General features: G+C 65.8%; 26 protein-coding genes. 22 read left to right on the forward strand and 4 right to left on the reverse strand.

All coding sequences use genetic code 11. The features are described from left to right. Window positions 1-409: 409 nt before the first annotated feature. The 15 genes from flhD (at window position 410) to B0E41_RS13710 (ending at window position 16630) form a co-directional block, all read left to right on the forward strand. The gene (gene flhD, locus B0E41_RS13640; protein ID WP_077331702.1) at window positions 410-748 is read left to right on the forward strand and encodes a flagellar transcriptional regulator FlhD; all 339 of its coding nucleotides are present in this window, start codon (window positions 410-412) and stop codon (window positions 746-748) included. 115 nt (window positions 749-863) lie between these two features. Next, window positions 864-1403: a flagellar transcriptional regulator FlhC gene (gene flhC, locus B0E41_RS13645; protein WP_077331703.1), complete on the forward strand. Its 540-nt coding sequence runs from the start codon at window positions 864-866 to the stop codon at window positions 1401-1403. Window positions 1404-1682: 279 nt separating this feature from the next. After that, window positions 1683-2543, forward strand: coding sequence for a flagellar motor stator protein MotA (gene motA / locus B0E41_RS13650; RefSeq protein ID WP_077331704.1), 861 nt, complete (start codon window positions 1683-1685; stop codon window positions 2541-2543). Then, window positions 2543-3616, forward strand: coding sequence for a flagellar motor protein MotB (gene motB, locus B0E41_RS13655; protein WP_077331705.1), 1074 nt, complete (start codon window positions 2543-2545; stop codon window positions 3614-3616). The genes motA and motB overlap by 1 nt, the downstream gene beginning before the upstream one ends. Window positions 3617-3648: 32 nt before the next feature. Then, window positions 3649-4035 (forward strand): chemotaxis response regulator CheY, encoded by a 387-nt coding sequence (gene cheY, locus B0E41_RS13660; protein WP_077331706.1) that lies wholly within the window; start codon window positions 3649-3651, stop codon window positions 4033-4035. A 19-nt stretch (window positions 4036-4054) separates the two neighbouring features. Further along, window positions 4055-4675, forward strand: coding sequence for a protein phosphatase CheZ (locus B0E41_RS13665; protein ID WP_077331707.1), 621 nt, complete (start codon window positions 4055-4057; stop codon window positions 4673-4675). 96 nt (window positions 4676-4771) lie between these two features. Then, window positions 4772-6433 carry a response regulator gene (locus tag B0E41_RS13670; RefSeq protein ID WP_077331734.1) on the forward strand — a complete coding sequence of 554 codons (1662 nt, stop codon included), beginning with the start codon at window positions 4772-4774 and terminating at the stop codon, window positions 6431-6433. A gap of 127 nt (window positions 6434-6560) precedes the next feature. After that, the gene (locus B0E41_RS13675) at window positions 6561-7712 is read left to right on the forward strand and encodes an EscU/YscU/HrcU family type III secretion system export apparatus switch protein (RefSeq protein WP_077331708.1); all 1152 of its coding nucleotides are present in this window, start codon (window positions 6561-6563) and stop codon (window positions 7710-7712) included. Further along, window positions 7713-9794 carry a flagellar biosynthesis protein FlhA gene (gene flhA, locus B0E41_RS13680; RefSeq protein ID WP_077331709.1) on the forward strand — a complete coding sequence of 694 codons (2082 nt, stop codon included), beginning with the start codon at window positions 7713-7715 and terminating at the stop codon, window positions 9792-9794. Continuing rightward, the gene (gene flhF / locus B0E41_RS13685) at window positions 9791-11314 is read left to right on the forward strand and encodes a flagellar biosynthesis protein FlhF (protein ID WP_077331710.1); all 1524 of its coding nucleotides are present in this window, start codon (window positions 9791-9793) and stop codon (window positions 11312-11314) included. The genes flhA and flhF overlap by 4 nt, the downstream gene beginning before the upstream one ends. Beyond that, on the forward strand, window positions 11307-12107 hold the full coding sequence (locus B0E41_RS13690) for a hypothetical protein (RefSeq protein ID WP_077331711.1): 801 nt from the start codon (window positions 11307-11309) through the stop codon (window positions 12105-12107). The genes flhF and B0E41_RS13690 overlap by 8 nt, the downstream gene beginning before the upstream one ends. Window positions 12108-12112: 5 nt before the next feature. Further along, window positions 12113-12829 carry an RNA polymerase sigma factor FliA gene (locus B0E41_RS13695; RefSeq protein ID WP_077331712.1) on the forward strand — a complete coding sequence of 239 codons (717 nt, stop codon included), beginning with the start codon at window positions 12113-12115 and terminating at the stop codon, window positions 12827-12829. Between the two features lie 47 nt (window positions 12830-12876). Beyond that, window positions 12877-14487 carry a hypothetical protein gene (locus tag B0E41_RS13700; protein ID WP_077331713.1) on the forward strand — a complete coding sequence of 537 codons (1611 nt, stop codon included), beginning with the start codon at window positions 12877-12879 and terminating at the stop codon, window positions 14485-14487. Beyond that, window positions 14487-15824, forward strand: coding sequence for a bifunctional cytidylyltransferase/SDR family oxidoreductase (locus tag B0E41_RS13705; RefSeq protein ID WP_077331714.1), 1338 nt, complete (start codon window positions 14487-14489; stop codon window positions 15822-15824). Before B0E41_RS13700 ends, B0E41_RS13705 begins: the two co-directional genes overlap by 1 nt. A gap of 26 nt (window positions 15825-15850) precedes the next feature. After that, the gene (locus tag B0E41_RS13710) at window positions 15851-16630 is read left to right on the forward strand and encodes a methyltransferase domain-containing protein (RefSeq protein ID WP_077331715.1); all 780 of its coding nucleotides are present in this window, start codon (window positions 15851-15853) and stop codon (window positions 16628-16630) included. 15 nt (window positions 16631-16645) lie between these two features. Here the strand turns inward: B0E41_RS13710 and B0E41_RS13715 are convergent, their stop codons facing one another. The 4 genes from B0E41_RS13715 to flgA all read right to left on the reverse strand — a co-directional run bounded on the left by B0E41_RS13715 (window position 16646) and on the right by flgA (window position 19581). Next, window positions 16646-17800 carry an acyltransferase family protein gene (locus B0E41_RS13715; protein WP_077331716.1) on the reverse strand — a complete coding sequence of 385 codons (1155 nt, stop codon included), beginning with the start codon at window positions 17798-17800 and terminating at the stop codon, window positions 16646-16648. Window positions 17801-17978: 178 nt separating this feature from the next. Beyond that, window positions 17979-18338, reverse strand: coding sequence for a hypothetical protein (locus B0E41_RS13720; RefSeq protein WP_077331717.1), 360 nt, complete (start codon window positions 18336-18338; stop codon window positions 17979-17981). A 23-nt stretch (window positions 18339-18361) separates the two neighbouring features. Further along, window positions 18362-18709 (reverse strand): flagellar biosynthesis anti-sigma factor FlgM, encoded by a 348-nt coding sequence (gene flgM, locus B0E41_RS13725; RefSeq protein ID WP_077331718.1) that lies wholly within the window; start codon window positions 18707-18709, stop codon window positions 18362-18364. A 122-nt stretch (window positions 18710-18831) separates the two neighbouring features. Beyond that, complete coding sequence (gene flgA / locus B0E41_RS13730; protein WP_077331719.1) at window positions 18832-19581, reverse strand: flagellar basal body P-ring formation chaperone FlgA; 750 nt, start codon at window positions 19579-19581, stop codon at window positions 18832-18834. 194 nt (window positions 19582-19775) lie between these two features. Between flgA and flgB the strand changes: the two genes are divergently transcribed. Genes flgB through B0E41_RS13765 form a run of 7 tightly spaced genes read left to right on the forward strand, consistent with a single transcriptional unit; the run spans window position 19776 to window position 24799 of the window. Further along, complete coding sequence (gene flgB / locus B0E41_RS13735; protein WP_077331720.1) at window positions 19776-20183, forward strand: flagellar basal body rod protein FlgB; 408 nt, start codon at window positions 19776-19778, stop codon at window positions 20181-20183. Window positions 20184-20194: 11 nt separating this feature from the next. After that, window positions 20195-20599, forward strand: coding sequence for a flagellar basal body rod protein FlgC (gene flgC / locus B0E41_RS13740; RefSeq protein ID WP_077331721.1), 405 nt, complete (start codon window positions 20195-20197; stop codon window positions 20597-20599). 14 nt (window positions 20600-20613) lie between these two features. Further along, window positions 20614-21273 carry a flagellar hook capping FlgD N-terminal domain-containing protein gene (locus B0E41_RS13745; RefSeq protein WP_143433831.1) on the forward strand — a complete coding sequence of 220 codons (660 nt, stop codon included), beginning with the start codon at window positions 20614-20616 and terminating at the stop codon, window positions 21271-21273. Between the two features lie 43 nt (window positions 21274-21316). Continuing rightward, window positions 21317-22531 carry a flagellar hook protein FlgE gene (gene flgE, locus B0E41_RS13750; RefSeq protein ID WP_077331722.1) on the forward strand — a complete coding sequence of 405 codons (1215 nt, stop codon included), beginning with the start codon at window positions 21317-21319 and terminating at the stop codon, window positions 22529-22531. A gap of 35 nt (window positions 22532-22566) precedes the next feature. Continuing rightward, on the forward strand, window positions 22567-23307 hold the full coding sequence (flgF, locus tag B0E41_RS13755) for a flagellar basal-body rod protein FlgF (RefSeq protein ID WP_077331723.1): 741 nt from the start codon (window positions 22567-22569) through the stop codon (window positions 23305-23307). 23 nt (window positions 23308-23330) lie between these two features. Then, the gene (gene flgG / locus B0E41_RS13760) at window positions 23331-24113 is read left to right on the forward strand and encodes a flagellar basal-body rod protein FlgG (protein ID WP_077331724.1); all 783 of its coding nucleotides are present in this window, start codon (window positions 23331-23333) and stop codon (window positions 24111-24113) included. An 8-nt stretch (window positions 24114-24121) separates the two neighbouring features. Next, window positions 24122-24799, forward strand: coding sequence for a flagellar basal body L-ring protein FlgH (locus B0E41_RS13765; RefSeq protein ID WP_077331725.1), 678 nt, complete (start codon window positions 24122-24124; stop codon window positions 24797-24799). Window positions 24800-24806 lie beyond the last annotated feature (7 nt).

The following is a 24806-nucleotide window of genomic DNA, read 5'->3' on the forward strand; positions in this document are numbered from 1 at the left end:
GACCGCTTGACCGTCTCGCCGCTTTGCTTTGCCGGACGACGAACCTTTTTAGAAGTTCGTTGAGTTCAATTTCGGTGGTCCCGCCATATTCTTTAGCCCTGCTACACATTGAAATGTCTTAAATAGCGTGGGATGGGCGTCCCAGTTCTCGCCTTAGTCGGCGCGGCGTGGGAAACCTTGAGGGCGGGGTCGACAGGTCTTTGAGGCGGGACACGCCCACACGGGCAGGACCCGAATGAATACCAACGATGTAAGAAGAAACCTGACAAGGCAGGGGTGCGCGCCTGACAGGCCAAACAGCCATTCGCCGATTCAAGAAATTTTTACGGTCGACACAATTACTCACATCAGGTCAACGGATGTAAGCACCCCGCCAACATCAATGACCCGGAACCGCAAGGAGCACCCCATGGACAGCGAACAACTTTTGGCCGAAATCCGCGAAGCCAATCTGACCTACCTGATGCTGGCTCAGAACCTGATTCGTCGGGACCGCGCTGAAGCCCTGTACCGCCTGGGTCTGACCGAAGAAGCTGCCGATCTGCTGGGCATGCTCACCACGGCCCAGTTGCTGAAGATCGCTTCGAGCAACATGCTGCTGTGCCGCTTCCGCGTGGACGACGACCTGGTGTGGAACCTGCTGACCAGCCACAACGTGAAGAAGGTGGACAACACCACCACCACGCAGCTGCACGCTTCGATCCTGATGGCCGGCCGGTTCGCCGAGTCGATGTCGACGGCTCATTAAGTACCCCCCGCGCCGCCTGCGGCGTCACCCCCCAGGGGGCGGCGCTGGAGGCCCGGCGGAGCCGGTTCCTCGGCGCCCCTGGTTTGCAGACATCCCTTTCCTCTGGAGTTACCCCATGGCCACGCAAAAAAGCATCTTGAACGAATCGCGTGACATCGAGCGCGCTGTCGCTTTGATCCAGCTGGGTGCGCGCCTGCAGGTGCTGGAGTACGAAACCAGCCTGTCGTATGAGCGCCTGCTGCGCCTGTACAAAGAGGTGGCGGGCAAGAGCCCGTCCAAGGGCCAGTTGCCTTTCTCCACCGACTGGTTCCTGACCTGGCAGCCCAACATCCACGCCTCGCTGTTCCTGAACATCCACGAGTACCTGTCCAAGACCAGCGACCTCGAAGAGATCGACACGGTGATCAAGGCCTTCCGCCTCTACACCGAGCAGATGCAGGCCAGCGTGATCGAGCCCCTGCTCTCCGTGACCCGCGCCTGGCGCTTGGTGAAGTTCGTGGACAACGGCATGCTCACGTTGACCAAGTGCTCCTGCTGCGGCGGCAACTTCGTGACCGAGCCCTACGAAAACGCGAAGAACTTCGTGTGCGGCCTGTGCGAGCCACCGGCGCGTGCGGGCAAGGGCAATGCAAGCGGAGGCTTGAGGCTTCATTGATCCCCCCGCGCCGCCTGCGGCGTCACCCCCCAGGGGGCGATGCGTGTGGCCCGGCGAAGCCGGTTCCACCGCATCCTCGGCATGGGCACTTCGCTCCGGAAATGCGCTCTTGATCACAACCGGTTTTTCTTGTTGTCAAGCTTTGAAAAGGACCCCTCGGCGGGTCCTTTTTGCGTTGATGGGTGGCTTCGATCACACCTAGAGTAGACCGATAGAAAAGCCATCGGGCTTTGTCGGGTGCCATGTGGCACCGGCGCTCCGCTCTACGGGATATTCACCATGTTCGTGATCATCGGTTTCGTCGTTTCCATGGCCTGCATCTTCGGGGTGTACATCGCCCACGGAGGCAACATCGGCGTGGTGCTGCACGCCTTGCCGTTTGAATTGATCACCATCCTGGGCGCTGCGATGGGCGCTTTCGTGATGAACAACCAGATGAAGGTGGTGAAGGCGTCGTTTGCGGGCCTGGCCGGTTGCTTCAAGGGCAGCAAATACACCAAGGCGCGCTACATGGAGCTGCTGGCGCTGCAGTTCGACATCCTGCAAAAAGCCCGCAAGGAAGGCCTGATGGCCATCGAGCAGGATGTGGAGAACCCCGACCAATCGCCCCTGTTCAAGAAATACCCGACCGTGGGCAGCGATCACCACGTGACCGAGTTCATCACCGACTACCTGCGCATGATGGTCTCGGGCAACCTGAACGCGCACGAGATCGAATCGCTGATGGACGCCGAGATCGAGACCCACCATCAGGAGGCACATGCTCCGGTGGCCGCCATCGGGCGTCTGGCTGGAGGCCTGCCCGCTTTCGGCATCATTGCCGCCGTACTCGGTGTGGTGAACACCATGGGTTCGGTGGGCCAGCCGCCCGCGGTGCTCGGCGGCATGATCGGTTCGGCCCTGGTCGGCACCTTCCTCGGCATCTTGCTGGCCTATGGCGTGGTCGAACCCATGGGCGGTCTCATGGAGCAGAAGATGGAAGAGAGCGGCAAAGAATTCCTGTGCATCAAGACCACGCTGCTCGCCTCCATGCAAGGCTACGCCCCCAGCACCGCCATCGAGTTCGGCCGCAAGGTGCTGTTCTCCGACGTGCGCCCCAGCTTCTCGGAACTGGAAGGCCATGTGAAAGGGAAGAAGTGATGGCTGATGGAAAGAAGCTCCAACCGATCATCATCAAGCGCATCAAGAAGGGCGGCCACTCGGCGCACGGGGGGGCCTGGAAAATCGCCTACGCCGACTTCGTGACGGCCATGATGGCGTTCTTCCTGTTGATGTGGTTGCTGGGTTCCACCGCCAAGGGCGAGCTCGACGGCATCGCGAGCTACTTCAACGCGCCGTTCAAGGTGGCCTTGATGGGCGGCAATGGCTCGGGCAACAGCGACAGCGTCCTGCCCGGCGGCGGGCGCGACCTGAGCAAGTCGGCGGGCCAGGTGGACGGCGGTGAAGCCAAGCGCGCCGAAAAGTCCGCGGGCGCGCAGATGGCCCGCGCCGAGCTCGCCCGCCAGGAGGCGAAGCGCATCGACGCCCTGCAGAAAAAAATCAACGAGGTGATCGCCAACAACCCCGCGTTGCAAGAGTTCGGCTCGCAGATCCGCATGGAGCAGACCGGCGACGGCCTGCAGATCCAGATCGTCGATGACCAGAACCGCCCCATGTTCGATGTGGGCAGCGCGCTGGTGAAACCCTATATGCGCGACATCCTGCGCGAGATCGGGGCGGCCATCGGCACGGTGGAGAACCGCATCACGCTCTCGGGCCACACCGACGCCACACCCTATGGCAGCGGTGACCGGGGCTACAGCAACTGGGAGCTGTCGTCGGACCGAGCCAACGCGTCGCGCCGCGAACTCGTGCTGGGTGGCCTGCCAGACGAGAAGCTCGCGCGCGTCGAGGGCCTGGCGTCGAGCCGCCTGCTCGACTCACAGGCGCCGAGCGCTGCGCAGAACCGCCGCATCAGCATCCTGGTGATGACGCGCGAGGCCGAGGAGCGCATGGCCCCCAAAGGCGACGGATCAACCGTGTCCCACAGCGATGCCGCGGCGCCCAAGGGCGAACCGTTGGCGTCAACGCCAGCACCGTCGCCCGCCGAGGCGCCGGCCGCGGCCACGGCGCCCCTGCCCACACGCCCCTTGCCGCTGGGTTTGCCTGACCTTCAGAAACTCGCCGAAGTGCCGAAACCCCGTGAAGAGGTCGGTGTTTCAAAACCCCGTTGACCGTCCATCGTTTCCTGCCTGGAGACCCCACCATGTCCACCCCGATGAAATTCCTGATCGTTGACGACTTCTCCACCATGCGCCGCATCGTGCGTAACCTGCTCAAGGAAATCGGGCACAGCGATGCCGACGAGGCCGAAGACGGCGTGGTCGCGCTCAACAAGCTGCGCAACGGCACCTTCAACTTCGTCGTCAGCGACATCAACATGCCCAACATGAACGGGTTCCAGTTGCTGTCCGAGATCAAGAAGGACGAGTCGCTCAAGCACCTGCCGGTGCTCATGGTCACGGCCGAGGCCCGCAAGGAAGACATCGTGATGGCGGCGCAGAACGGCGCAGCCGGCTACATCGTCAAGCCCTTCACCAAGGCCACGTTGGAAGACAAGCTGACCAACATCTTCAAGAAGCTGGGCCTTTGAGCCGTACAGGGAGCACCACATGACACCGAGCGCCACCGACAGCCCAGGCAGCCCACAAATATTCCAGCAACTGGGCACCATCACGCGCCAACTGCACGACGCGCTCAAGGAGCTGGGTTACACCGACAAACTCAAGGGTTCGGTGGACCAGTTGCCTGACGCGCAGAGCCGCCTCTCGTACATCGCGCGCCTGACGGGCGAGGCCGCCGACAAGGTGCTCAACCACGTCGAACTCGCCAAGACCGAGCAGTCGCTCATCGCCGAGCGCGGGCGCCAGCTGGCCGCCACCATCGGCGCGGTGCCCGGCCTGGCCAAGGCCATGCCCGAGTTGCTGCAGTGGTCGCAGGACGTGATCGACAACAGTGAACAGAGCGACGCCCGCCTGACCGAGATCATGATGGCGCAGGACTTCCACGATCTCACCGGCCAGGTGATCGCGCGTGTGGTGCAGCTCGCCGGCACCATCGAAGAACAGTTGCTCGGCCTGCTGCTGCAGTCCGCCCCCACCGGCCAGCCCGGCCAAGACCGCGCCTACTCGATGACACCTCTGGAGGGACCGGTGGTCGCTCCCGAAGGCCGCGCCGATGTGGTGAGCGACCAGGCGGGTGTGGATGATTTGCTGGCGAGCCTGGGCTTCTAGCGCTCGCTTCGGCGGGGCCCGGCTTCAGCACCCGGGCACACGACGAAGCCACGCAGGATCAACGCCCGGTATGGCCATGCAGAAGGGGTGTTTTTGATGGAACCATCCGCTGACGATCTGTCTGCCTCGCTGGCCTTGGTGATCGACAGCAACCCGACGTCGCGCTCCATTCTGGTGTCCCAGTTGCGTGATTTCGGTATGGGCACGGTCGTGCAATGCTCGCGACTGGTGGATGGGCGTCGTCAGCTGGAGTACCGCTCGTTTGATGTGGTGTTGTGCGAGCACCATTTTTCAGGAGAAGCCACGTCGGGCCAGGACCTGCTGGACGATCTGCGGCGCAACCAGCTTCTGCCTTTTTCGACCGTCTTCATCATGGTGACGGGCGAAGCCACCTACACCAAAGTGGCGGAGGCGGCCGAATCCGCGCTGGACGGGTATCTGCTCAAGCCCCACAAGGCCACGCAACTGGCCGAACGCCTGCGACAGGCGCGCATCCGGAAGATTTCCCTGGGCAACATCTTTGCGGCCATCGAGGCAGAAGACTTCGAAGGCGCGGCCCACATGTGTCTGCAGCGGTTTGAAGTCCGGGGCCCGTTCTGGCTCTACGCGGCCCGCGTGGGTGCCGAGCTGCTGCTGCGCGTGGGCAAAGCCGCTGAAGCCCAAACGCTCTATGAAGCCATCGTCGCGGCCAAGACACTGCCTTGGGCCCGGCTGGGCGTCGCACGGTCCCTGCTGGATTCGGGCCAGACTTCAATGGCCGTCAGCACCTTGGAGAACCTGATCAGCGAGGACCCCAGCTACGCCGATGCCTATGACGTCTTGGGGCGGGCTCAATTCGATCTGGGCAAGTTCGACAAGGCCATGGACATCTACAAAATGGCCAGCGATCTCACCCCGGCGTCCATCAGCCGCCTGCAGAACCTGGGCATGATGACCTACTACACCGGGGACCGCAAAGAGGCAGAAAAGATTCTGGACCGGACCACGCGGATCGGCCTGGACTCGAAAATGTTCGACTGCCAGGTGTTGCTCCTGCTGGCCTTTGCCCGGCTCGAGAACGATGACCGCAAAGGGCTGCAACGCTGCCGTGACGATTTCGCACGCCTGCTGGAGAGAAATCCGAACAGCCTGCGCCACCGGCGCCTGTCGGACATCGTGGGAGCCCTTTCGCTGATCCAGCAGCACCAATTTGCGCAGGCGCTGGATGCCGTGCGCGCGATGATCAAAATGGTCAGGGCGCCCGAATTCGATTTCGAATCGGCAGCCAACCTGATGACCCTGATGGCTCAACTGGCCCACAAGGCGATCCAGCTGGAGGAAGTGGAATCGGTGGTGGACACGGTGGGGATGCGGTTTTGTACCAGCCGTGCCTTGACCGAGCTGCTGGCGGGTTCGGCGGCCGCGCATGCGCCTTATGCCGAACGCATACGTGGCGCACAGACCCAAATCCTGAAATTGACCGAACACGCCCTGTCGCTGAGCGTGGGGGGTGACCCCAAGGCGGCCGTCAAGAACCTCATCTTCCACGGCAATGCCACGCTCAACGGCAAGCTGATCGAAACCGCCTACCTGGTGCTCAACCGCTACACGGCCAAGATTCCGGATGCGCAGAGCCTGATTGAGATGGTGCAGGATCTGCGTGGCCGTTTTTCCACCAGCACGAGCAAGGTGTCACTGGGGGAGCCCAAACGCCAGGCGGGCGGTTTGACCCTGCGCACCGGTGGACCCGTGGCCAAAACCCCCAGCGCCATGACCTGAGCCGCCTCGTCCTCACGCGAAAATCGCGACCCTCGTTGGAATAAGGCGGTGCTTCACCGCCTTAATCGCGCTTTAGTTTTCCGACCTGAATTCCACAATCTGACTCAACCCCTTTTGAGTCAGATCGATGTCCTCTTCCGCACAAGACAAGAACCTGCCGGCGACCGCGCAGCGCCTGAAGAAGACGCGCGAGCAGGGACAGATACCGCGCTCGAAGGACCTGGCGAACCTGTCGGTGCTGGGCGGGGGCGCGGTGCTGTTGATGGTGCTGCTGCCCACGGGGTTCGGCCTGATGCTGGACGCGCTGAACGCGCAGCTGCGGTTTGACCACCGCGCGCTGTTGCAACCCCAGCTCATGGTGGAGCGCCTGACGGGTGGCTTTGGCCACGGCCTGATGGTGTACCTGCCGCTGGGGGTCGCGACCATTGCGCTGGCCGTGGGGGTTGCGTTCGCCTCGGGCAGCTGGGCGCTGAGCACCCACCCCATTGCCCCCGACCTCACGCGGCTCAGCCCGCTGGCCGGCCTGGGTCGGCTCTTCTCGAAGCAGCAGTTGGTCGAGACCATCAAGCTGGTTTTCATGACCGCCATCGTTGGCACGGTGGGGTGGAATTTCCTGTCCTCTCACATCCAGGCCTTCTCTGGCCTCTTGATGTTGCCGCTGGAGGGTTCGCTGGGTCAGCTCGGCATCTGGATGAAGACCGGCGTGACCATCCTGCTGGTCGTGATCACGCTGTTTGCGGTCGTCGACTTCCCCATCCAGAAGTTGCTGCACGCCAACCGGCTGAAGATGTCGCTGGAAGAGGTCAAGCGCGAGCACAAAGAAAGCGAAGGCGACCCGCAGATGAAGGGCAAACGCCGGCGCCGCCAGCGCGAGCTGGCCCAGCGCATCAGCGTGGGCGCGGTGCCGCGCGCCGACCTGGTGGTGATGAACCCCACCCACTACGCCGTGGCCATCAGGTACGACGACACCACCATGAACGCGCCGCGCGTGATCGCCAAGGGCGCCGACCTGATCGCGCTCAAGATCCGCGACGTCGCCAAGGAACACAAGATCCCGGTGCTGCAGTCGCCCATGCTGGCACGCGCGCTCTATGCCCACGCCGAGATCGACCAGGAAATCCCGTCGGCGCTCTTCACCGCCGTGGCCCAGGTGCTGGCCTACGTGTACCAGCTCAAGGCCGCGATGGCCGGCCGGGGTGCCATGCCCGGCGATGTGCCCACGCCCGAGGTGCCGCCCGAACTCGATCCGCACTGGAAACCCGCCAAGGGAGCTGTCTAAATGAACGCCCAACTGAAATTCCTCCAGCAGTTCTTCGGTCGCCACGCGGCCTGGGCCCAGGGCCTGGCCGCACCGCTGCTGGTGATCACGGTGCTGTCGATGATGGTGCTGCCGCTGGCGCCCTGGGTGCTCGACACCTTCTTCACGCTCAACATCGCCATCGCGCTGGTGGTGATGATGGTGGCGGCCTACATGCGCCGCCCGCTGGACTTCTCGGTCTTCCCCACCGTGCTGCTGCTGACCACGCTGCTGCGCCTCTCGCTCAACGTCGCCTCGACCCGCGTGGTGCTGATGGAAGGCCACACCGGCCCGGGCGCGGCCGGCGCGGTGATCGAGGCCTTTGGCCACTTTCTGATCGGCGGCAACTTCGCCGTCGGTTTCATCGTGTTCGCGATCCTGGTGGTGATCAACTTTGTCGTGATCACCAAGGGATCGGAGCGCATTGCCGAGGTGTCGGCGCGCTTCACGCTGGACGCCATGCCCGGCAAGCAGATGGCCATCGACGCCGACCTGGGCGCGGGCCTGATCAACGAGGAAGAGGCCAAGCGCCGCCGCGCCGAGGTGGGCGAAGAGGCCGAGTTCTTCGGCTCCATGGACGGTGCCTCGAAGTTCGTGCGCGGCGACGCCATCGCCGGCATCCTGATCCTGTTCATCAACATCGTCGGCGGCTTCATCATCGGCATGGTGCAGCACGGACTGAGCGCCGGCGAGGCGGCCGACAGCTACATCCTGCTGGCGGTGGGTGACGCGCTGGTGGCGCAGATTCCCGGCCTGCTGATCTCGGTGGCCGCGGCCATGGTGGTCTCGCGCGTGGGCAAGGACGCCGACCTGGGTGGCCAGATCATGGGCCAGATGTTCATGTCGTCCAAGGTCATGGGCATCACCTCGGCGGTGCTGTTCCTGCTGGGCATCGTGCCCGGCATGCCGCACACCGTGTTCCTGGCCTTCGCCATCATGACCGGCGCCATTGCCTGGTGGCGCCTGAAGGAAGAGAGCAAGCCCGCGCCGCCGGTCGAAGCCCCGGTGGTCAACAACGACGGCGAGGCCAGCTGGGACGACCTGCAACCGGTCGATCTTCTGGGCCTGGAGCTGGGTTACCGCCTGATCGCGATGGTCGACAAGAACCGCGCGGGCGACCTGCTGACCCGCATCAAGGGCGTGCGCAAGAAATTCGCCCAGGAGGTGGGTTTCCTGCCGCCCGCCGTGCACGTGCGCGACAACCTCGAACTGCGCCCCAGCGGCTACCGCATCACCCTGCGTGGCGTGGTGGTGGGCGAGGGCGAGGTGTTCCCCGGCATGTTCCTGGCCATCGACCCGGGCGGCATCAACACCCCCCTGATCGGCACCCCCACCACCGACCCCGCGTTTGGCCTGCCCGCGCACTGGATCGACGAGAAGCAAAGGGAAAACGCGCAAATGGCGGGTTTCACGGTGGTTGATTCCGAGACCGTGCTGGCGACGCATCTTTCACACTTGATGCAAGTCCAGGCAGCCAAGCTGCTGAGCCGGACGGAGACCCAGGAACTGGTCGAACACGTGACCCGCCTGGCCCCGAAACTGATCGAAGAAGTCGTGCCCAAGATGATCTCCATCGCCTCGTTCCAGAAAGTGCTGCAGCTGCTGCTGGAAGAGTCGGTGCATGTGCGCGACATCCGCACCATCATCGAGTCGCTGGCCGAGCACGCCCCCCACACCACCGACCCGGTCGAGCTGGCCCGCCGCGTGCGCATGGCGCTGTCGCCGGCCATCGTCCAGCAGATCTACGGCTCGGTCAAAGAGCTCGAAGTGATCGCCATCGAACCCGGCCTGGAGCGCTTGCTGATGCAGGCCCTCTCGGGCGCCGCCGCCGGCGCACTCGACCCCAACGTGGCCGAGATGCTCAGCAAGTCGGCCACCGACATCGCCAACAAGCAGGAAGAGCGGGGCGTGCCCGCCTGCTTGCTGGTGCCCGACGCCATCCGCAACGCGATGGCCCGTCTGTTGCGCCGCGCCGCGCCCCGTCTCCAGGTGCTCGCCCACAGCGAAATCCCTGAAACCCACCTCATCCGCATTGGCCCGATTCTTGGGGAGTTAGCAGCATGAACATCCAGCGATTCACCGCCCCGACCGCTCGCGAGGCCATGACCAAGGCGCGCCACGCTTTCGGCGACAGCGCCGTCATCCTCTCCAGCCGAGCCACCGACGACGGTTTCGAGGTCATGGCCGCGGCCGAAGAGAGCCTGGCCAACGTGTCCGCCTCGGTGCCCCAGGCGCCCCTGGGCGAGCGCATGCAACCGATCCGCACCCGCGCCGCGGCCCAGCTGCCCGTGCCGATGAAAAACTCGGTCGAGAGCGACACCGAGCAGCTGTCGATGAGCACGCTCTCGTTCCAGGAGTACGTGCGCGAGCGCATGCTGCGCAAACGCCGCGCGGCGATGAACGGCGACGACGGTGCCGAGGCCCCACCGGCCCAGCCCGAGCCGCGCGCCGCCGCACCCCGTGCGGCCGCGCCGCGCCAGGCCCCGATCCAGGTGCAGCCCAAGGCCCAGCCGGCCCTGAACGTGCCGGTGCAGCGCTTCAACGAAGCGCCGGAACCGGCACCGATCCGCACCCGCGCCAGCGCCCAGCCCGCGTTTGAAGACTCGGTGCCGCCGCAGCGCTTTGCCGACAACGGCGACGGCCGCATGGCGGTGGAGCTCTCGGCGCTCAAGGACATGATCGAAGAGCGCTTCAACACGCTGGCCTGGCTGGGTTCGTCCAAGCAGAACCCGATCCAGTCCAACCTGATGCTCAAGCTGATCCGCGCCGGCTACTCACCCACCATGGCGCGCGCCGTGCTCGAACGTGTGCCCGCCGACGCGGGAGCCCCCGAGGCCATGCGCTGGATGGTGGACGTGCTCACCCGCAACCTCAAGGTGGCCGCGCCCAGCGCGGGCCTGTGCGACGAGGGTGGTGTGATTTCTTTGATCGGCGCCACCGGTGTGGGCAAGACCACCACCGCCGCCAAGCTGGCCGCCCAGTGCGTGCAGCAGTTCGGCGCCGGCAGCGTGGGCCTGATCACGCTCGACACCTACCGCGTCTCGGGCTACGAACAGCTGCGCGCCTACGGCCGCATGCTCGGCGTCGTGGCCCACCTGGCACACGACCGCGCCGCGCTGCACGACCTGCTCAACCTGCTGGACAACAAGCGCATGGTCATCGTCGACACCGCCGGCCTGGGCCAGCGCGACCAGCGCATCCAGGAGATGCTGGAGGTGCTGGACATGCCCAAGGTCAAGAAGTGCCTGGTGCTCAACGCCGGCGCCCACGGCGACACGATCGACGACGTGCTCACCTCGTTCAAGGCCAGCTCCCTGCACGGGGTGGTGCTCTCCAAGGTGGACGAAGCCGTCAAGCTCGGCCCCTCGCTGGACGCCCTGATCCGCCACCAGGTGGTGCTGCGCGGTGTGGCCAACGGCCAGCGCGTGCCCGAAGACTGGCAGAACCCCGACGCCCCGGCGCTGGTGCGCATGTCGCTGGGCACCAGCGGCAAGTCGGCCTACGACCCCTTGTCCGGCGACCTGGGCTTCTATTACTCGCAGGCCACGTCGCGCGGCATTTCCCTCGGAGGCGCCCATGTTTGAAGTGGGCTTCGACCAGGCGGCCGGCCTGCGCGCCGATCCGGTGCACGGCGGCCCGGCCATGATGCCGGTGGCCAGCCCGGGGCAACCGGCGCGCGCCTACGAAATGCTCTGCACCCTCGCGGCGCACCTCAAAGCCCTGGGCCGCGTGCCGGTGATCATCGATGGCACGGCCACCGAAAGCACCGAGCGCCGCCCCAACGACGGCAGCCACCTCGGCCTGCTGCACGCGTTGCTCGACCCCTCGATCTCCGGCCTGTGCCGTCCTGCCGAAGGCCAGGAGTGGCTGGTGATGCCGGGTGCGCTCGGGCTCAAGGCGCTGCAACAGACCGCGCACACCGCGGGCGGCACGGTCGCGCTCTCGCGCCTGCTGGCGCCGTTTGCCGCGGGCGCTCTGGTGCTGCTGTTTGCCCCGCCGCACGAGATGTCGCCGCTGTTCAGCGGCCTGGCCGCGCGCGTGATGGTGCCGGTGCTGTCGCAGCCGCAGAGCAGCATCGACGCCTACGGTGCGCTCAAGCTGCTGAGCATGGCCGGCGCCACCCCGGTGCTCGCACCGATGGAGAGCGACGCCCCCGAGACGCCGCTGCAGCAGGTGCTCAACACCGTGGCCGGTTGCGCGCAACGTCACCTCAACCTGGCCGTCGAGACCTGGACCGAGCCGGTCTGGGGCCAATGCGTGCTCGAGAGCGCGCTCGGCCGTCCGGTGCGCCGCGACACCTTTCACGGCCTGCGAGACCCCCGCTTTGCCGGCCTGGGCAGTACCCGCTCGGGCGCGCTTCCCACACTCTGGAGTTGACGACGATGTACACCGCCAAAGGCACCCTCAACCGGGACGACCAGTTGAAAAAGTACAGCCCGCTGGTGCGCCGCCTGGCCCATCACATGATCGCCAAGCTGCCGCCCAGCGTGGAGGTGGACGACCTGATCCAGGTCGGCATGATCGGCCTGACCGAGGCCATCGCGCGCTTCGAGCCCTCGCAGGGCGTGCAGTTCGAGACCTTCGCCAGCCAGCGCATCCGCGGCGCCATGATCGATGAGCTGCGTGAAGGCGACTGGATGTCGCGCGGCTCGCGCAAGAGCCAGAAAGACATCGAACATGCCGTGCACCGCCTGCAGCAGAAGCTGCACCGCGCACCGCTGGAATCCGAGATCGCCAAGGAACTGGGCATGGAGCTGGCCGAGTACCAGCACCTGCTGGCCAAGGTGCGCGGCACCCAGCTCGTGTACCTCGAAGACATCAGCGGCCGCGACGACGACGACGAGGGTTTTCTGGACCGCCACATGGGCGACGAAGAAGCCGACCCCTCGGCGCTGCTGCAGGACCACCGCATGCGCATGGCCCTGGTGGCCGCGATCAAGGTCTTGCCCGAGCGCGAGCAGCACATCATGAGCATGTACTACGAGCACGACATGAACCTCAAAGAGATCGCGGCCGTGCTGGGCGTGACCGAGTCGCGCATCTGTCAGCTGCACAGCCAGTCCATCGCGCGCTTGCGCACCAAGTTGCGCGAACACTGAACCCGCCTTTGCAAAACCGCTCGCCAGAACAACAACGAGGAGCCCCCATGCTTGAAGCCGAGTTCACCCGCGTGACCACCATCGACCGCCTGCTCAGGGCGCAGGCCTACGACGCGCTGGAACAGCTGACCCATGAACAGATGCCCTTGCAGTTGCTCGGTGAGGAGGCGCTCAACGCCGCCCGGTTGATGAAGCTGCCGGCCACCGTGATCTACCTGGCCTCGCTGGCGGTCGAGAACCGCCGCAACCTGCGCCAGGGGCAGGTCTGGCTCGCCATCTACCAGGCGCTGGCGCGCTCGGCGCCCAGCCCCGAGCTCGCGGCCATCTCACCCAAAAACCCGCTGCGCCAGGTGGCCGGGGCGCTGTTGCAGGCGAGCGAGCTGGACCCGGCGGCGCTGAAGAAGTGTGCGAACGGGATGGACGACTGGTTCCACGCGGTGGAGCTGGCGATCGACCACAACGGCTTCGGCCTGGTGGACCAGATGGTGCGCGAGCTGGTGCGGCGCAAGCCCGACGTGTCCGACTGGCTGCGGCTCACCAAGCTGCTGTTCAACCGCCACTCCTTCATCGGCAAGGCGCAGAACATCGAGGCGCTGGGCCAGGCCTACGCCCGCATCCGCGACCACCTGATCAGCCCCTTGCCGGCCGTGGCCAAGGTGCGCAGCCGCCTGGCTCTGTTCGCGAGCCTGTGCCACTTCGTGTCGGGCAACTACCCGGCGTCGATCCTGGCAGCGAAGGGGGCCACCACCCCCGACGACCGCATCCACGCCGTCTTCGACACCGCGCGTGCCCAGTGCCACGCCGGCCAGTTGCCCGAAACCATCGCCTCGCTCGACGAGTTGACGGCGTTGATGTGCGCGGCCGACGCCGCCGCCTCGCTGAACGAAGACATCCACGCCACCGAAGATTCCGAGGCCGTGGCCGAGAAGCAGAAACGGGTGTTTGACCCGGGCCAGGCCTCGCAGGCGCTGGTCGATCTGCAGGCCGCGCTGTCGGCGGTGGGCAAGCGAGCCTTCCTGGTCTCGGGCACGTTGCTGGGCTACGCCCGGGAAGGCCAAATCCTCGCGCACGACAAGGACATCGACGTCGGCATCGTCGGCTGGGAAGACCAGTACGAGGTGGCCAACGCGCTGCTGCAGAGCGGGCACTTCGGCATCGACTCGCGGCGCCTGCGCGGCCGCAAGGCTTACCACATCCCGGTGATGCACCAGGCCACCCGCGTGTCCATCGACATCTTCATCTACCACCCCGAAGACGGCATGTGGGTCACCGGCGTGGAGTCGTACTTCGGCTACCTGCAGAAGTTCGCATTCACGCCCTTCGAGCTGAAGGCGGTGAGCTTCCTGGGCATTGATTTCTACGTGCCCGGCGATGTGGAGAAGAACCTGGCCGAAAACTTCGGCAACTGGCGCCAGTCCGACCCCGAGTACATCTCGCACCTGCAATCGCCCTCGACGGTCGACGTGGGCGGGATGGTCTACCAGATCGTCGGGCGGCTGCGCGCGCTGGAGGCGATCCGGGCGAAGAAATACGAGAAGCTGAGCCGCGTGATCCAGCTCATGGAGCGGCACCAGGGCCGTCCGGGCGGCATGCGTACCGACACGCTGGACCTGCTCAAGGGCGTGCTCGACGCCCACCAACCGGCGGAGGTGGCGTGATGTGTGACTTTGCTTTTGTTCTTCTGGCCGGCGGCAGCGGCACGCGGCTTGATTCGCCCATCCCCAAGCAGTTCATCCGTGTGGCGGGCAAGACCATCGTGGAGCACAGCTTTGCCTGCCTGCACAGCTTCGCGCCCGACGCGCGCATCGTGATCACGGTGCCGGCCGACGCGCTGGAGCATGCGCGCGACCTGTTCAAGAACACGCGCGCCGAGGTGATCGTGGGCGGTTCCTCGCGCCAGGCCTCGTCGTACGCGGCGCTGAAGCACCTGCGCGCCGACCCGCCCAAAAACGTGATCCTGCACGACTCGGCCCGGCCCTTTCTCAGCCACCAGATCATCCACGACGTGGTGGAGGCGCTCGCCGCCCACGAGGCGGTGGACGTGGCGATCAAGACCAGCGACACCATCATCGTCGAGCGCGACGGCTTCATCCAGAGCATCCCCAAGCGCGACCACATCTACCGCGGCCAGACCCCGCAGGCCTTCCGCTTCGACGCCCTGATCAGCAGCTACGAAGAGCTGGGCCAGGACAAGGTGGGCGAGTTCACCGACGACTGCGGCATCTACATGGCCTGCCACCCGATGGGCCAGGTGCGCATCGTCAAGGGCAGCTCGGAGAACATCAAGATCACCGACTCGATCGACCTCGTGCTGGCCGACGAGCTGTTCCGCATCCGCCAGCAGCAGCTCACGCCCAACCTCATGGGCCTGGACCTCAAGGGCAAGAACTCGGTGGTGTTCGGCGGCAGCATGGGCATCGGCAAGGCCATCGTTCAGATCCTCGAAGAGGCCGGCAGCACCGTGCACAGCGTGTCGCGCCGCAGTGGCTGCGACATCACCGACCACGCCCAGGTGGCCTCCACCATCGACGGCCTGGTGCGGGAGTGGGGCCACATCGACAACGTGATCAACGCCGCCGGCCTGCTGATCAAGAGCCCGCTGGAACAGCAGTCGCCCGCCGACGTGGCGCAGCAGGTCTCGGTCAACCTGCTGGGCTCGCTCAACGTGGCGCAGTGCAGCCACGCCGCGCTGAAAGCCTCGCACGGCATGCTGCTGCAGTTTTCGTCGTCGTCGTTCACGCGCGGTCGGGCCGACTACTCGGCGTATTCGGCCTGCAAGGCCGCCATCGTCAACCTCACCCAGGCACTGTCCGACGAGTGGAAGGACGATGGCATCCGCGTCAATTGCGTGGTACCCGGCCGCACCGACACCTCGATGCGCCGCGCCAATTTTTCAGGCGAAGACCAGCGCACCCTGCTCAGCCCCTACGAGGTCGCGCTCGCGTCCGCCAAGCTGCTCAGCTCGTCCGACACCGGCATCATCGCCCGGGTCTGAGCCCCCATTTTTTAGAGGAGAACCCCATGAGCCAATGTCCCGTCTGTGGCGGCGAAGAAGACGTCGTGTCCCACACCTGCCGCATCAAGCCCTACAAGGACAAGACCCAGATCGGTCACCAGTGCCGCAGTTGCGGTCTGATCCGCTATCCCGACAACGTGGGTCACTTCGCCAAGGTGATTGCCAGACAGTCAACGGAGGCCACCCTGCGCGAGCTGCGCAACGCCACCGACGAACGCCCGGGCCGCGAGTTCTTCATGGCCGAGATGGGCATGGAGATCGTGAGCAAACACGACGCGAGCGTCAGCTTCTTTGGCTCGGGCCTCAACACCGACCACCTGTGGTTGAAGCGCAAGTACCCCGAGATCACCACCAAGCTGGTCGATCTGGAGAACATGCAGGAAGCCGACAACTTCGAGGCCATCCCCGTGGCGACCCAGTCGGACGTGGTGGTGGCCTCCGAGGTGATCGAGCACTTCACCGAGCCGGTCGAGCACTTCAAGTCGCTGCTGCGCCTGGTCAAGGAAGACGGCATCCTGATCTGCAGCTCCAACATCTATGACGGCACCGATGTCAGCATGCACCAGTACCCGTTCGTCCCGGGTCACGTGGCCTACTGGACGCCGCTGGCGCTGATCAAGCTGGCCAGCGACATGGGCTGTTTCGTCGACTTCCGAACCCCCGTCGTCGGGCTCACGCGCGGCGGCCCGCGCAAGAAATACATCATCTTCTACCGCAGCACCCAGAACATGTTCCGCACCAGCCTGTATTTCGGCACGCACATGCACGCGCCGTCGGAGGCCTGAGCGCTTTCGGAACGCTCATGCGCCCGAGGCATGTCCGGCCGGGGGCCGATGGCTGGTGCTGGCCCGGGTGCCCCGGCGAAGCCAGGCCTGCATCGGCTGCTCGAAAGCCCGGTTGATCCCCACGCCCAGGACCACCGAGCCCAGCATGAACACCACGAAGAACCACGGGCTGTAGAAGGGGACGGGCGTGGCCGTGTAGGTGAACAGGCAGGCCAGCAACAGCTGCAGGGGAAAGTGGATCAGGTAGATCGCGTAGGTCGAGTTGCTCAGCACGCGCACCGGTCCGGTCATTGCCTGAGGCACCTTGACCGGACGCGCGATCAGGAAGATCAGCACCGGCAGATAGACCAGCAGCAGGTAGGGCCGCATGTCGAGCGAGGTGAGCTGCCCCGCTTCGGCCCAGGCCCAGAGGCAGGCACCGCTCAACACCACCACCAGCCCATACACCGGCCGGCGCCATCGCGGCAGCGCTTCATGCCAGCCCAGGGCGAGCGCCGCCAGCCCGCCGGCAAAAAAGTACATCGCGCAGTCCACCAGGGGCGATTTCACCGGGCTCCACAGGTGCAGGTCGAGCGCCACCGCCAACACGGCCAGCACCACGCGCGCCGATCCACCCAGGGTGCGCAGCAGCGCGAAAAACAGCAGCAGGATCAGCACCTCGACCGACACCGCCCAGATCGGCCCGTTGAAGCTGTAGCCGGCCTGAAACCCCCAGTCGCTCGCCAGAAAGACCTGCATCACGAAATGCCGCAGATCGTTGTGCATGTAGATGAAGAAGCGGTCGTTCTGCAGGTGGTGCACGCCCTGGAGCAGCGCCACCAGCAGCAGCGTGAGCCAGTGCATGGGCAGCAGGCGCGACACCCGCAGCACCAGAAAGTCGCGCCCGGTCACCGTGCGCGCCGGGATCGACTCCCGGTAGAGCCAGTAGAAGATAAAGCCGCTGATGCACCAGAAGGTGGGCACCCGGTAGGCGCCGTGTTCGTAGAGCCAGCGCAACGCTCCATAGAACGGCTGCTGCTCGCGGACAAACGGGATCGCCGGGATCGCTGCAAACGACAGGTGCTGGTAGTGCCAGACCACGATGGCCAGCGCCATGGCAATGCGCACCAGCTCGATGCCGTACAGGCGGTTGTCACCCACCAGGTCGCGGCGCGACGGGGTGCTGTTCATGGTTGAAGCCCTCTGGTCCACTGCACCCCCGGACGGTGGGATGCGACCCACATCGTATACACCATGGGCATCTGAACGGCGCTGCGCTGCCGCAGGAGAATGCCAGCTCCCCCAACACAAACGCCGGCGAAGGCCGGCGTGATCAGGACGGTGGTGCGCGGCGCGTGGGCTGCAGGGCTCAGGCCGAGAGAAAGGCCCGACCGGCGCCGCCGGTGGACGAGGGCACGCCGGCCATGCGGCCGTAGGTGCCGGGGGTCTGATGGGGCAGCAGGCTGCGGACCGCGCGCTGGCTCTGCGCGCTGGCGCGCAACACGGCCTGGCGCAGTTGGCCGAAGCGGTGGGCGGCCTCCAGCATGTCGTGGCGCAATGTGCTGCCCGGCACGCCGAATTCGGCGGTCTTGGGCGCTCGCTGCAACACCGACTGCACGCCCGCGCTGGCCCGTTCGACCGCCGCGGGGTCGCCTTGCAGCAGCGCCTGCTCCAGCCCGTCCAGCCCGGCTTTGAGCGAGGCGATCCAGGGGTGGGAGGGCTGTGCCATGGCGGTCCTTGGGAAGTTGAAGATCAGGCGCGGGTGCCGCCCGAGCTGCTGTTGAGCATTTCAGCGGCGTTGGACAGCATCTTGTCGGCGATGGCTTCGGCGTTGACCTGGAAGCTGCCGTTCGCGATGGCGGACTTCATGGCCTCGACCTTCTCGGTGTTGAACACGTCGCTGCTGCTGCCGCCCGCACCCGACATGGCCTGGGTGGCAGAAGACGACAGCGTGACGGTGACACCGGCTGCCTGCGGCTTGGCCGCCGCGCCTGCAGCGGCTGCGGCTTCGGAACCCGCGCTGGGCTTCTCGGCCGCCTTTTGCGGGCCACCGGCGACCGCACCGATGTGGGAGTCCGGGGAAGACGATTCGACTTTCATTTCACTCTCCAAACCCCGATTTCGGGGCGTTGTGGAATGACTATCGGCCCAAAAGCGGGAGGACTTGAGCTCTTTTTTGTGGAGTACATCACAAAACGTCCACCAAAGTGCTCAAAAAGAATTCACAAGCGCACGTCGACCGTCTGGCCGTCGCGCACCGTGCCCGTGACCACCCGCCCGCCGCCCAGGCGAACCCGGACGCTCTGGCCCGGAATGCCCGCCGTGAGGGCCTCGCCGCTGACCACCACCTGGAAGCCGGCGCCGATGCTGCTGACCCGAACCTGGGTGCCCGGCCCGAAGGCGGGCACCGGCCGCACCATGTTCTGGCGCAGGGCCTGGCCAGGTTGCAGCGCCAGGGCCGCCTGCTGGCCGATCCAGCGGTCCGGGTTGGCGAGCACCGCGTAGGGCTGTTCCGCCCAGTCCATTTCGGCCAGTTCGGCGTCTTCTTGAACCAGCACCGAGCCGGCGGCCACGGGGCGCTTGAGCACCCAGCCCGGACCCCAGGCCTTGACCGTGACGGGCATGAACACGTTCCAGCGCACCGGGCCTTCGAGGCAGCGCAGGCCGACCCGGCTGCGGCCCCACAGGCGTGTGCCCGGCGGCAGGTAGGGCTCGATGCGGGCGCAGGGCGTGAGCTGCAGGCGCGCGTCGAGTGAACCCATGATCACCTCGGGGCGCAGCGGGCCACCGCCGTCCGGGCCCATGGCCGAGGCCAGCGCGGGCTCCACCCAGTCGCGCGCCATCTGCTCCAGCTGGGTCTTGTCGCCCGCCGGGGTTTGTGCGTGGGCCATGCCCAGCCACGCCAGCAGGCCGGCGGCCAGCAACCACGCGGCGCGGGGTCGAGAGAAGGGAGACGGTGATCGGGTGTTCATGTGGTGAGGGGAGGTGCGGACAGCACCTCAGGACATCACTGTAGGCGGGGGAAGGCCAGCACTAAGCACCGAAATGCGTGCCCATTCCCTGCTTTCTTTGCTCATTGCCCGCCCTCAAGTTTTCCCATACTTGTCTTCATCCCGGTGCGGGCATGCCGCCTGTGCCGTTCCTTTCAACCTGTCTGGAGAACCCGATGCTCGAACAGATGACCGCCCGGCTCGACGGCTACGGCCAGTCGCTGATGCTGCGCTCGCAACGCCAGCAGGTGATCGCCAGCAACATCGCCAACGCCGACACGCCCGGCTATGTGGCGCGCGACTTCGACTTTGCCGCCGCGCTCAAGCAGGCCAGCGGCGAGAGCGCGGTCTCCAGCCAGCAGCTCGCCACCACGGCCGCCGGCCACATGACGCTTTCGGGCCGCGCCCCCGGCGACCCCAAGCTCGCCTACACGGTCCAGACCCAGCCCTCGCAAGACGGCAACTCGGTCGATCTGGACCGCGAACGCGCCAACTTCGTGGACAACAGCATCCGCTACGAGTCCACGCTGCGGTTCATCAACTCCAACGTGAAAACCATGCTGTCCGCCATCACCGGCCAGTGAAGGAGTGCCTCATGTCCATGTTCACCATCTTCGGCGTCTCCGGCAGTGCGATCAGCTCGCAGGCCCAGCGCCTCAACGTGGTCGCCTCCAACCTGGCCAACGCCGACGCCGTGGCCGGCCCGGACGGCCAGAGCTACAAGGCGCGCCAGGTGATGTTCCAGACCGTGCCCATGGGCCAGCCGGGCTCGGCCGGGGTCAAGGTGCAGGACATCCGGGAGAGCGACGCCCCGGGGCGCCGCGTGCACAACCCGCACCACCCCAGCGCCGACGCCGAGGGCTACGTGACGCACTCCAACGTCAACCCGGTCGAGGAGATGGTCAACATGATGTCGGCCTCGCGCTCCTACCAGAACAACGTCGAAGTCATGAACACGGCGAAATCGCTGTTGCTCAAAACGCTCCAGATGGGGCAGTGAAAGGGAGATGAACCATGATGCAGGCCATTGATCTCAGCAACCTTGACACCACCGTGGGCAGCACCACGGGCACCAAGGGCAACAACTCGACCGACCCCCAGGCCTCGCAAGACCGTTTCCTCAAATTGCTGGTCGCCCAGATCAACAACCAGGACCCGCTCAATCCGATGGACAACGCGCAGATGACGACCCAGATGGCGCAGATCAACACGGTCAGCGGCATCCAGGAACTCAACGCGACCCTGAAGGGCATGGCCAGCCAGATGGCTTCCTCGCAGGCCATGCAGGGCACCACGCTGATCGGGCGCGAAGCCCTGATCGAAGGCGACGCGCTGGCCTTCGACGGCAGCACTGGTAAAGGCGCCTTCACGCTCGACGGCGCGGCCAGCGCGGTCACGGTGGACATCATCGGCAAGAACGGCGCGGTGCTCGACACCGTGAGCCTGGGCGCGATGGACGCCGGGCAACACGGCTTTGACTGGGACGCCAAAGCCATCGACCCGGCCACCGTCGCCCGCTTCTCGGTGCGCGCCACCCAGGGCGCCGACACCGTCGCCGCCACCACGCTGCAACGCGCCCAGGTGGCCTCGGTGGGGCTCTCCAACGGCGCCATGACGGTGCAGCTGCAGAACGGCCGCTCCATCACCTACGACCAGATCCGCGGCTTCATGTAAGCCCGCGCCCTTCACCCCTTTCCCTCACCCCAAGGACACCACCATGGCATTCCAGCAAGGACTCTCGGGCCTGAACGCATCCAGCCGCAACCTGGACGTGATCGGCCACAACATCGCCAACGCCAACACCACGGGCATGAAGGCCTCGCGTGCCGAGTTCGGCGAGATCTACGCCAGCTCGATCAACGCGTCCGGCAGCATCAACGCCGGCATCGGCGTGCAGGTGTCCACCGTGGCGCAGCAGTTCACGCAGGGCAACATCACCGTCACCGGCAACTCCCTCGACGTGGCGATCAACGGCAACGGCTTCTACGAGCTCACCATGCCCGACGGCTCCCTGTCGTACACGCGCGCCGGCATGTTCAAGCTCAACCGCGACGGCGAGATCGTGACCAACCTCGGTGGCCAGCTCATGGGCTACCCGACCGACGTCGACGGCGTGCGCCTGGGTTTTGAATCGGCGCCACTGACCTTGCCCACGGGTGGGCCGATCCCGGCCAGTGTGACCACGGCCATTGCTGCCGAGTTGAACCTCGACGCGCGCGCGCCGATCGCGGCCACCGCCGTGCCCCCGACACCGCTGGGCACCTACGGCACGTCCGTCATCGCCTACGACGCACAGGGCCTGGAGATTCCGGTCAGCCTGGTGTTCGACAAGATCGGCAACAACCAGTGGAACGTCTACACCGGCGTCAACGGCGCCGACCCGGCGCTGTCAACGCCGTTTGCAATGAACTTCATGGCCGACGGCACCCTGGACCCCGCCACGGTGATTCCGCAGCTGCAGCTGGCTTCGCCCAACGACCCGGCACAGACCTTCATGGTCGATCTCGATTTCGGCGACACCACCCAGTTCGGCGTCGACTTCGCGGTCAACAACCTCACGCAGGATGGCTACCGCCCCGGCGAACTCACCAGCCTGAGCATCAGCGAGGCCGGCGTGATCATGGCGAAGTACTCCAACGGCCAGTCGCAGGCCGCCGGCCAGATTGCCCTGGTCAACTTCCGCAACGTGCAAGGCCTGTCGCCCAGCAGCGGCGGCAACTGGAGCCAGACCTTCGCCTCGGGCGAGCCGGTGCGTGGCGCCCCCGGCGAAGGCAACATGGGCTCGCTGCGTTCCGGTGCGCTGGAAGATTCCAACGTCGATCTGACCGCCGAGCTGGTCAACATGATGACGGCGCAGCGCGCCTACCAGGCCAACGCGCAGACGATCAAGACGCAGGACCAGATCCTTTCCACCTTGCTGAACATGCGTTGAACACGCTGAGATAGACACGAGACAAGGAGCCCCGCATGGACCGCATGATCTACACCGCGATGACCGGCGCCAGCGCCGCTGCCCACCGGCAGCAGCTGTTGTCGAACAACCTGGCCAATGCGTCCACGCCGGGCTTCCGAGCCGAGCTGGCCACGTTCCGCGCCGTGCCGGTGCGTGGCGACGGCACGGCCTCGCGCGTGTTCGCGCTGGAGGCCAGCGCCGGCCACCTGGAGACCGCCGGCCCGATCAACCCCACCGGCCGCAACCTCGATGTGGCCGCGCGCGGCAACGCCTGGTTTGCGGTGCAGGGGCTGGACGGCACCGAGGCCTACACACGCGGCGGCGCCCTGGAGATCAGCCCCGACGGCAGCCTGGTGAACGCGCAGGGCCTGCCCGTGCTGAGCGACGGCGGCGCGCCCATCACCGTGCCGGCCAACGCCCAGCTCGACATCGGCTCCGACGGCACCGTCGGCGCCCGTGTCGGCGACGCGGCGCCCACCAGCCTGGGCAAGCTCAAGCTCGTGACCCCCAACGACGAGAACCGCCTGCGGCGCAGCGAAGACGGCCTGTTCCGCCCGGTGCAGGGCGATGCGCTCGACGCCGACGCCAACGCGCGCGTGCAGAGCGGCGCGCTCGAAGGCAGCAACGTCAACCCCATCGAGGCCATGGTCGGAATGATCGCGGTCTCACGCCAGTTCGAGATGCAGATGCGCATGCTGCAGAACGGTGAAACCAACGACAAGACCGCATCGCAGCTGCTCAACATGAACGGCTGATTCCCCCTTTCCAGGAGCACACCATGATCAATTCCCTGTGGATTTCCAAGACCGGCATGCAGGCCCAGCAGACGCAGCTGGACGTGATCTCGAACAACATGGCCAACGTGTCCACGAACGGCTTCAAGCGCGCCAGCGCCGTGTTCGAAGACCTCATGTACCAGAACCTGCGCCAGGTCGGCGGCGCCGACACCGAACAGAACAACCTGCCCACCGGCCTGCAGATCGGCCTGGGCGTGCGCACCGTGGCCACCTCGCGCTCGTTCAGCCAGGGCAGCCTGCAGCAGTCGGGCAACCAGCTCGATCTCGCCGTGAACGGCCAGGGCTTCCTGCAGGTCGCGTTGCCCGACGGCACCACCGGCTACACCCGCGACGGCAGCCTGCAGGTCGATGCCCAGGGCCGCCTCGTTACCTCCAGCGGCCTGGCCCTGGCCGGCGACATCACCATCCCCGCCGAGGCGCAGAGCGTCACCGTGGGCAGCGACGGTGTGGTCACGGTGAAGATGCCGGGCAACGCCACACCGCAGCAGGTGGGCAACATCGAGCTCGCCAGCTTCATCAACCCGGCTGGCCTGGAGCCCAAGGGGCAAAACCTTTACACCGAGACCGTCGCCTCGGGCAACCCGGTGAACGGCGCCCCGGGCACCGCCGGCCTGGGCAACCTGATGCAGGGGTACGTGGAAACCTCCAACGTCAACGTGGTGCAGGAGCTGGTGACCATGATCCAGACCCAGCGCGCCTACGAGATGAATTCGAAGGCGATCCAGACGTCCGACCAGATGCTGCAAAGGCTGGCGCAGCTGTGAGCTCGACCATGAAACACCTGCTGCGCCGCTGCGCGCTCCTGCTCTCTCCCGCGCTGCTCACCGCCTGCATGACCAAGCCGGTCGACGTGGTGCCGGTCAAGCCCATCAACTTCGCGCAGGCACCGTCGCCCGCACAGACCGGCGGCAGCCTGTTCATGGCGGCGCGCTACCGGCCCGCGTTCGAGGATTCTCGTGCGCGCATGCCCGGCGACAGCCTCACGATCCAGATCACCGAGAAGGTCAGCGCCAGCCAGAAGTCGTCGTCCAACATCGACCGCTCGGGCTCGGTCTCGGGCGATGTCACGGCGATCCCGGGCATCGTGGCCAAGGAGCTGACCCGCGACCGCAACTTCAAGCTCGGCGGTGAGTCGTCCAACAAGTTCGGTGGCGCCGGCGACAACGCCAACTCCAACGACTTCTCGGGCGTCATCACCGTCACCGTGCAGGAGGTGCTGCCCAACGGCCACCTGCTCGTGGCCGGCGAAAAACAGATTGGCATCAACAGCAATGTGGACGTGATGCGCTTCTCCGGCACGGTGGACCCGCACCACATCCGACCGGGCAACACCATCTCATCGACCCAGGTCGCCAACGCCCGCATCGAGTCGCGAGGACGGGGCGCCGTGGATGAAGCGCTCTCAATAGGCTGGTTGGGACGGTTCTTTTTGAATGTTTTCCCTTTCTGACGCGGTC

This window comes from Hydrogenophaga sp. A37, from assembly GCF_002001205.1.
Classification (GTDB): domain Bacteria; phylum Pseudomonadota; class Gammaproteobacteria; order Burkholderiales; family Burkholderiaceae_C; genus Hydrogenophaga.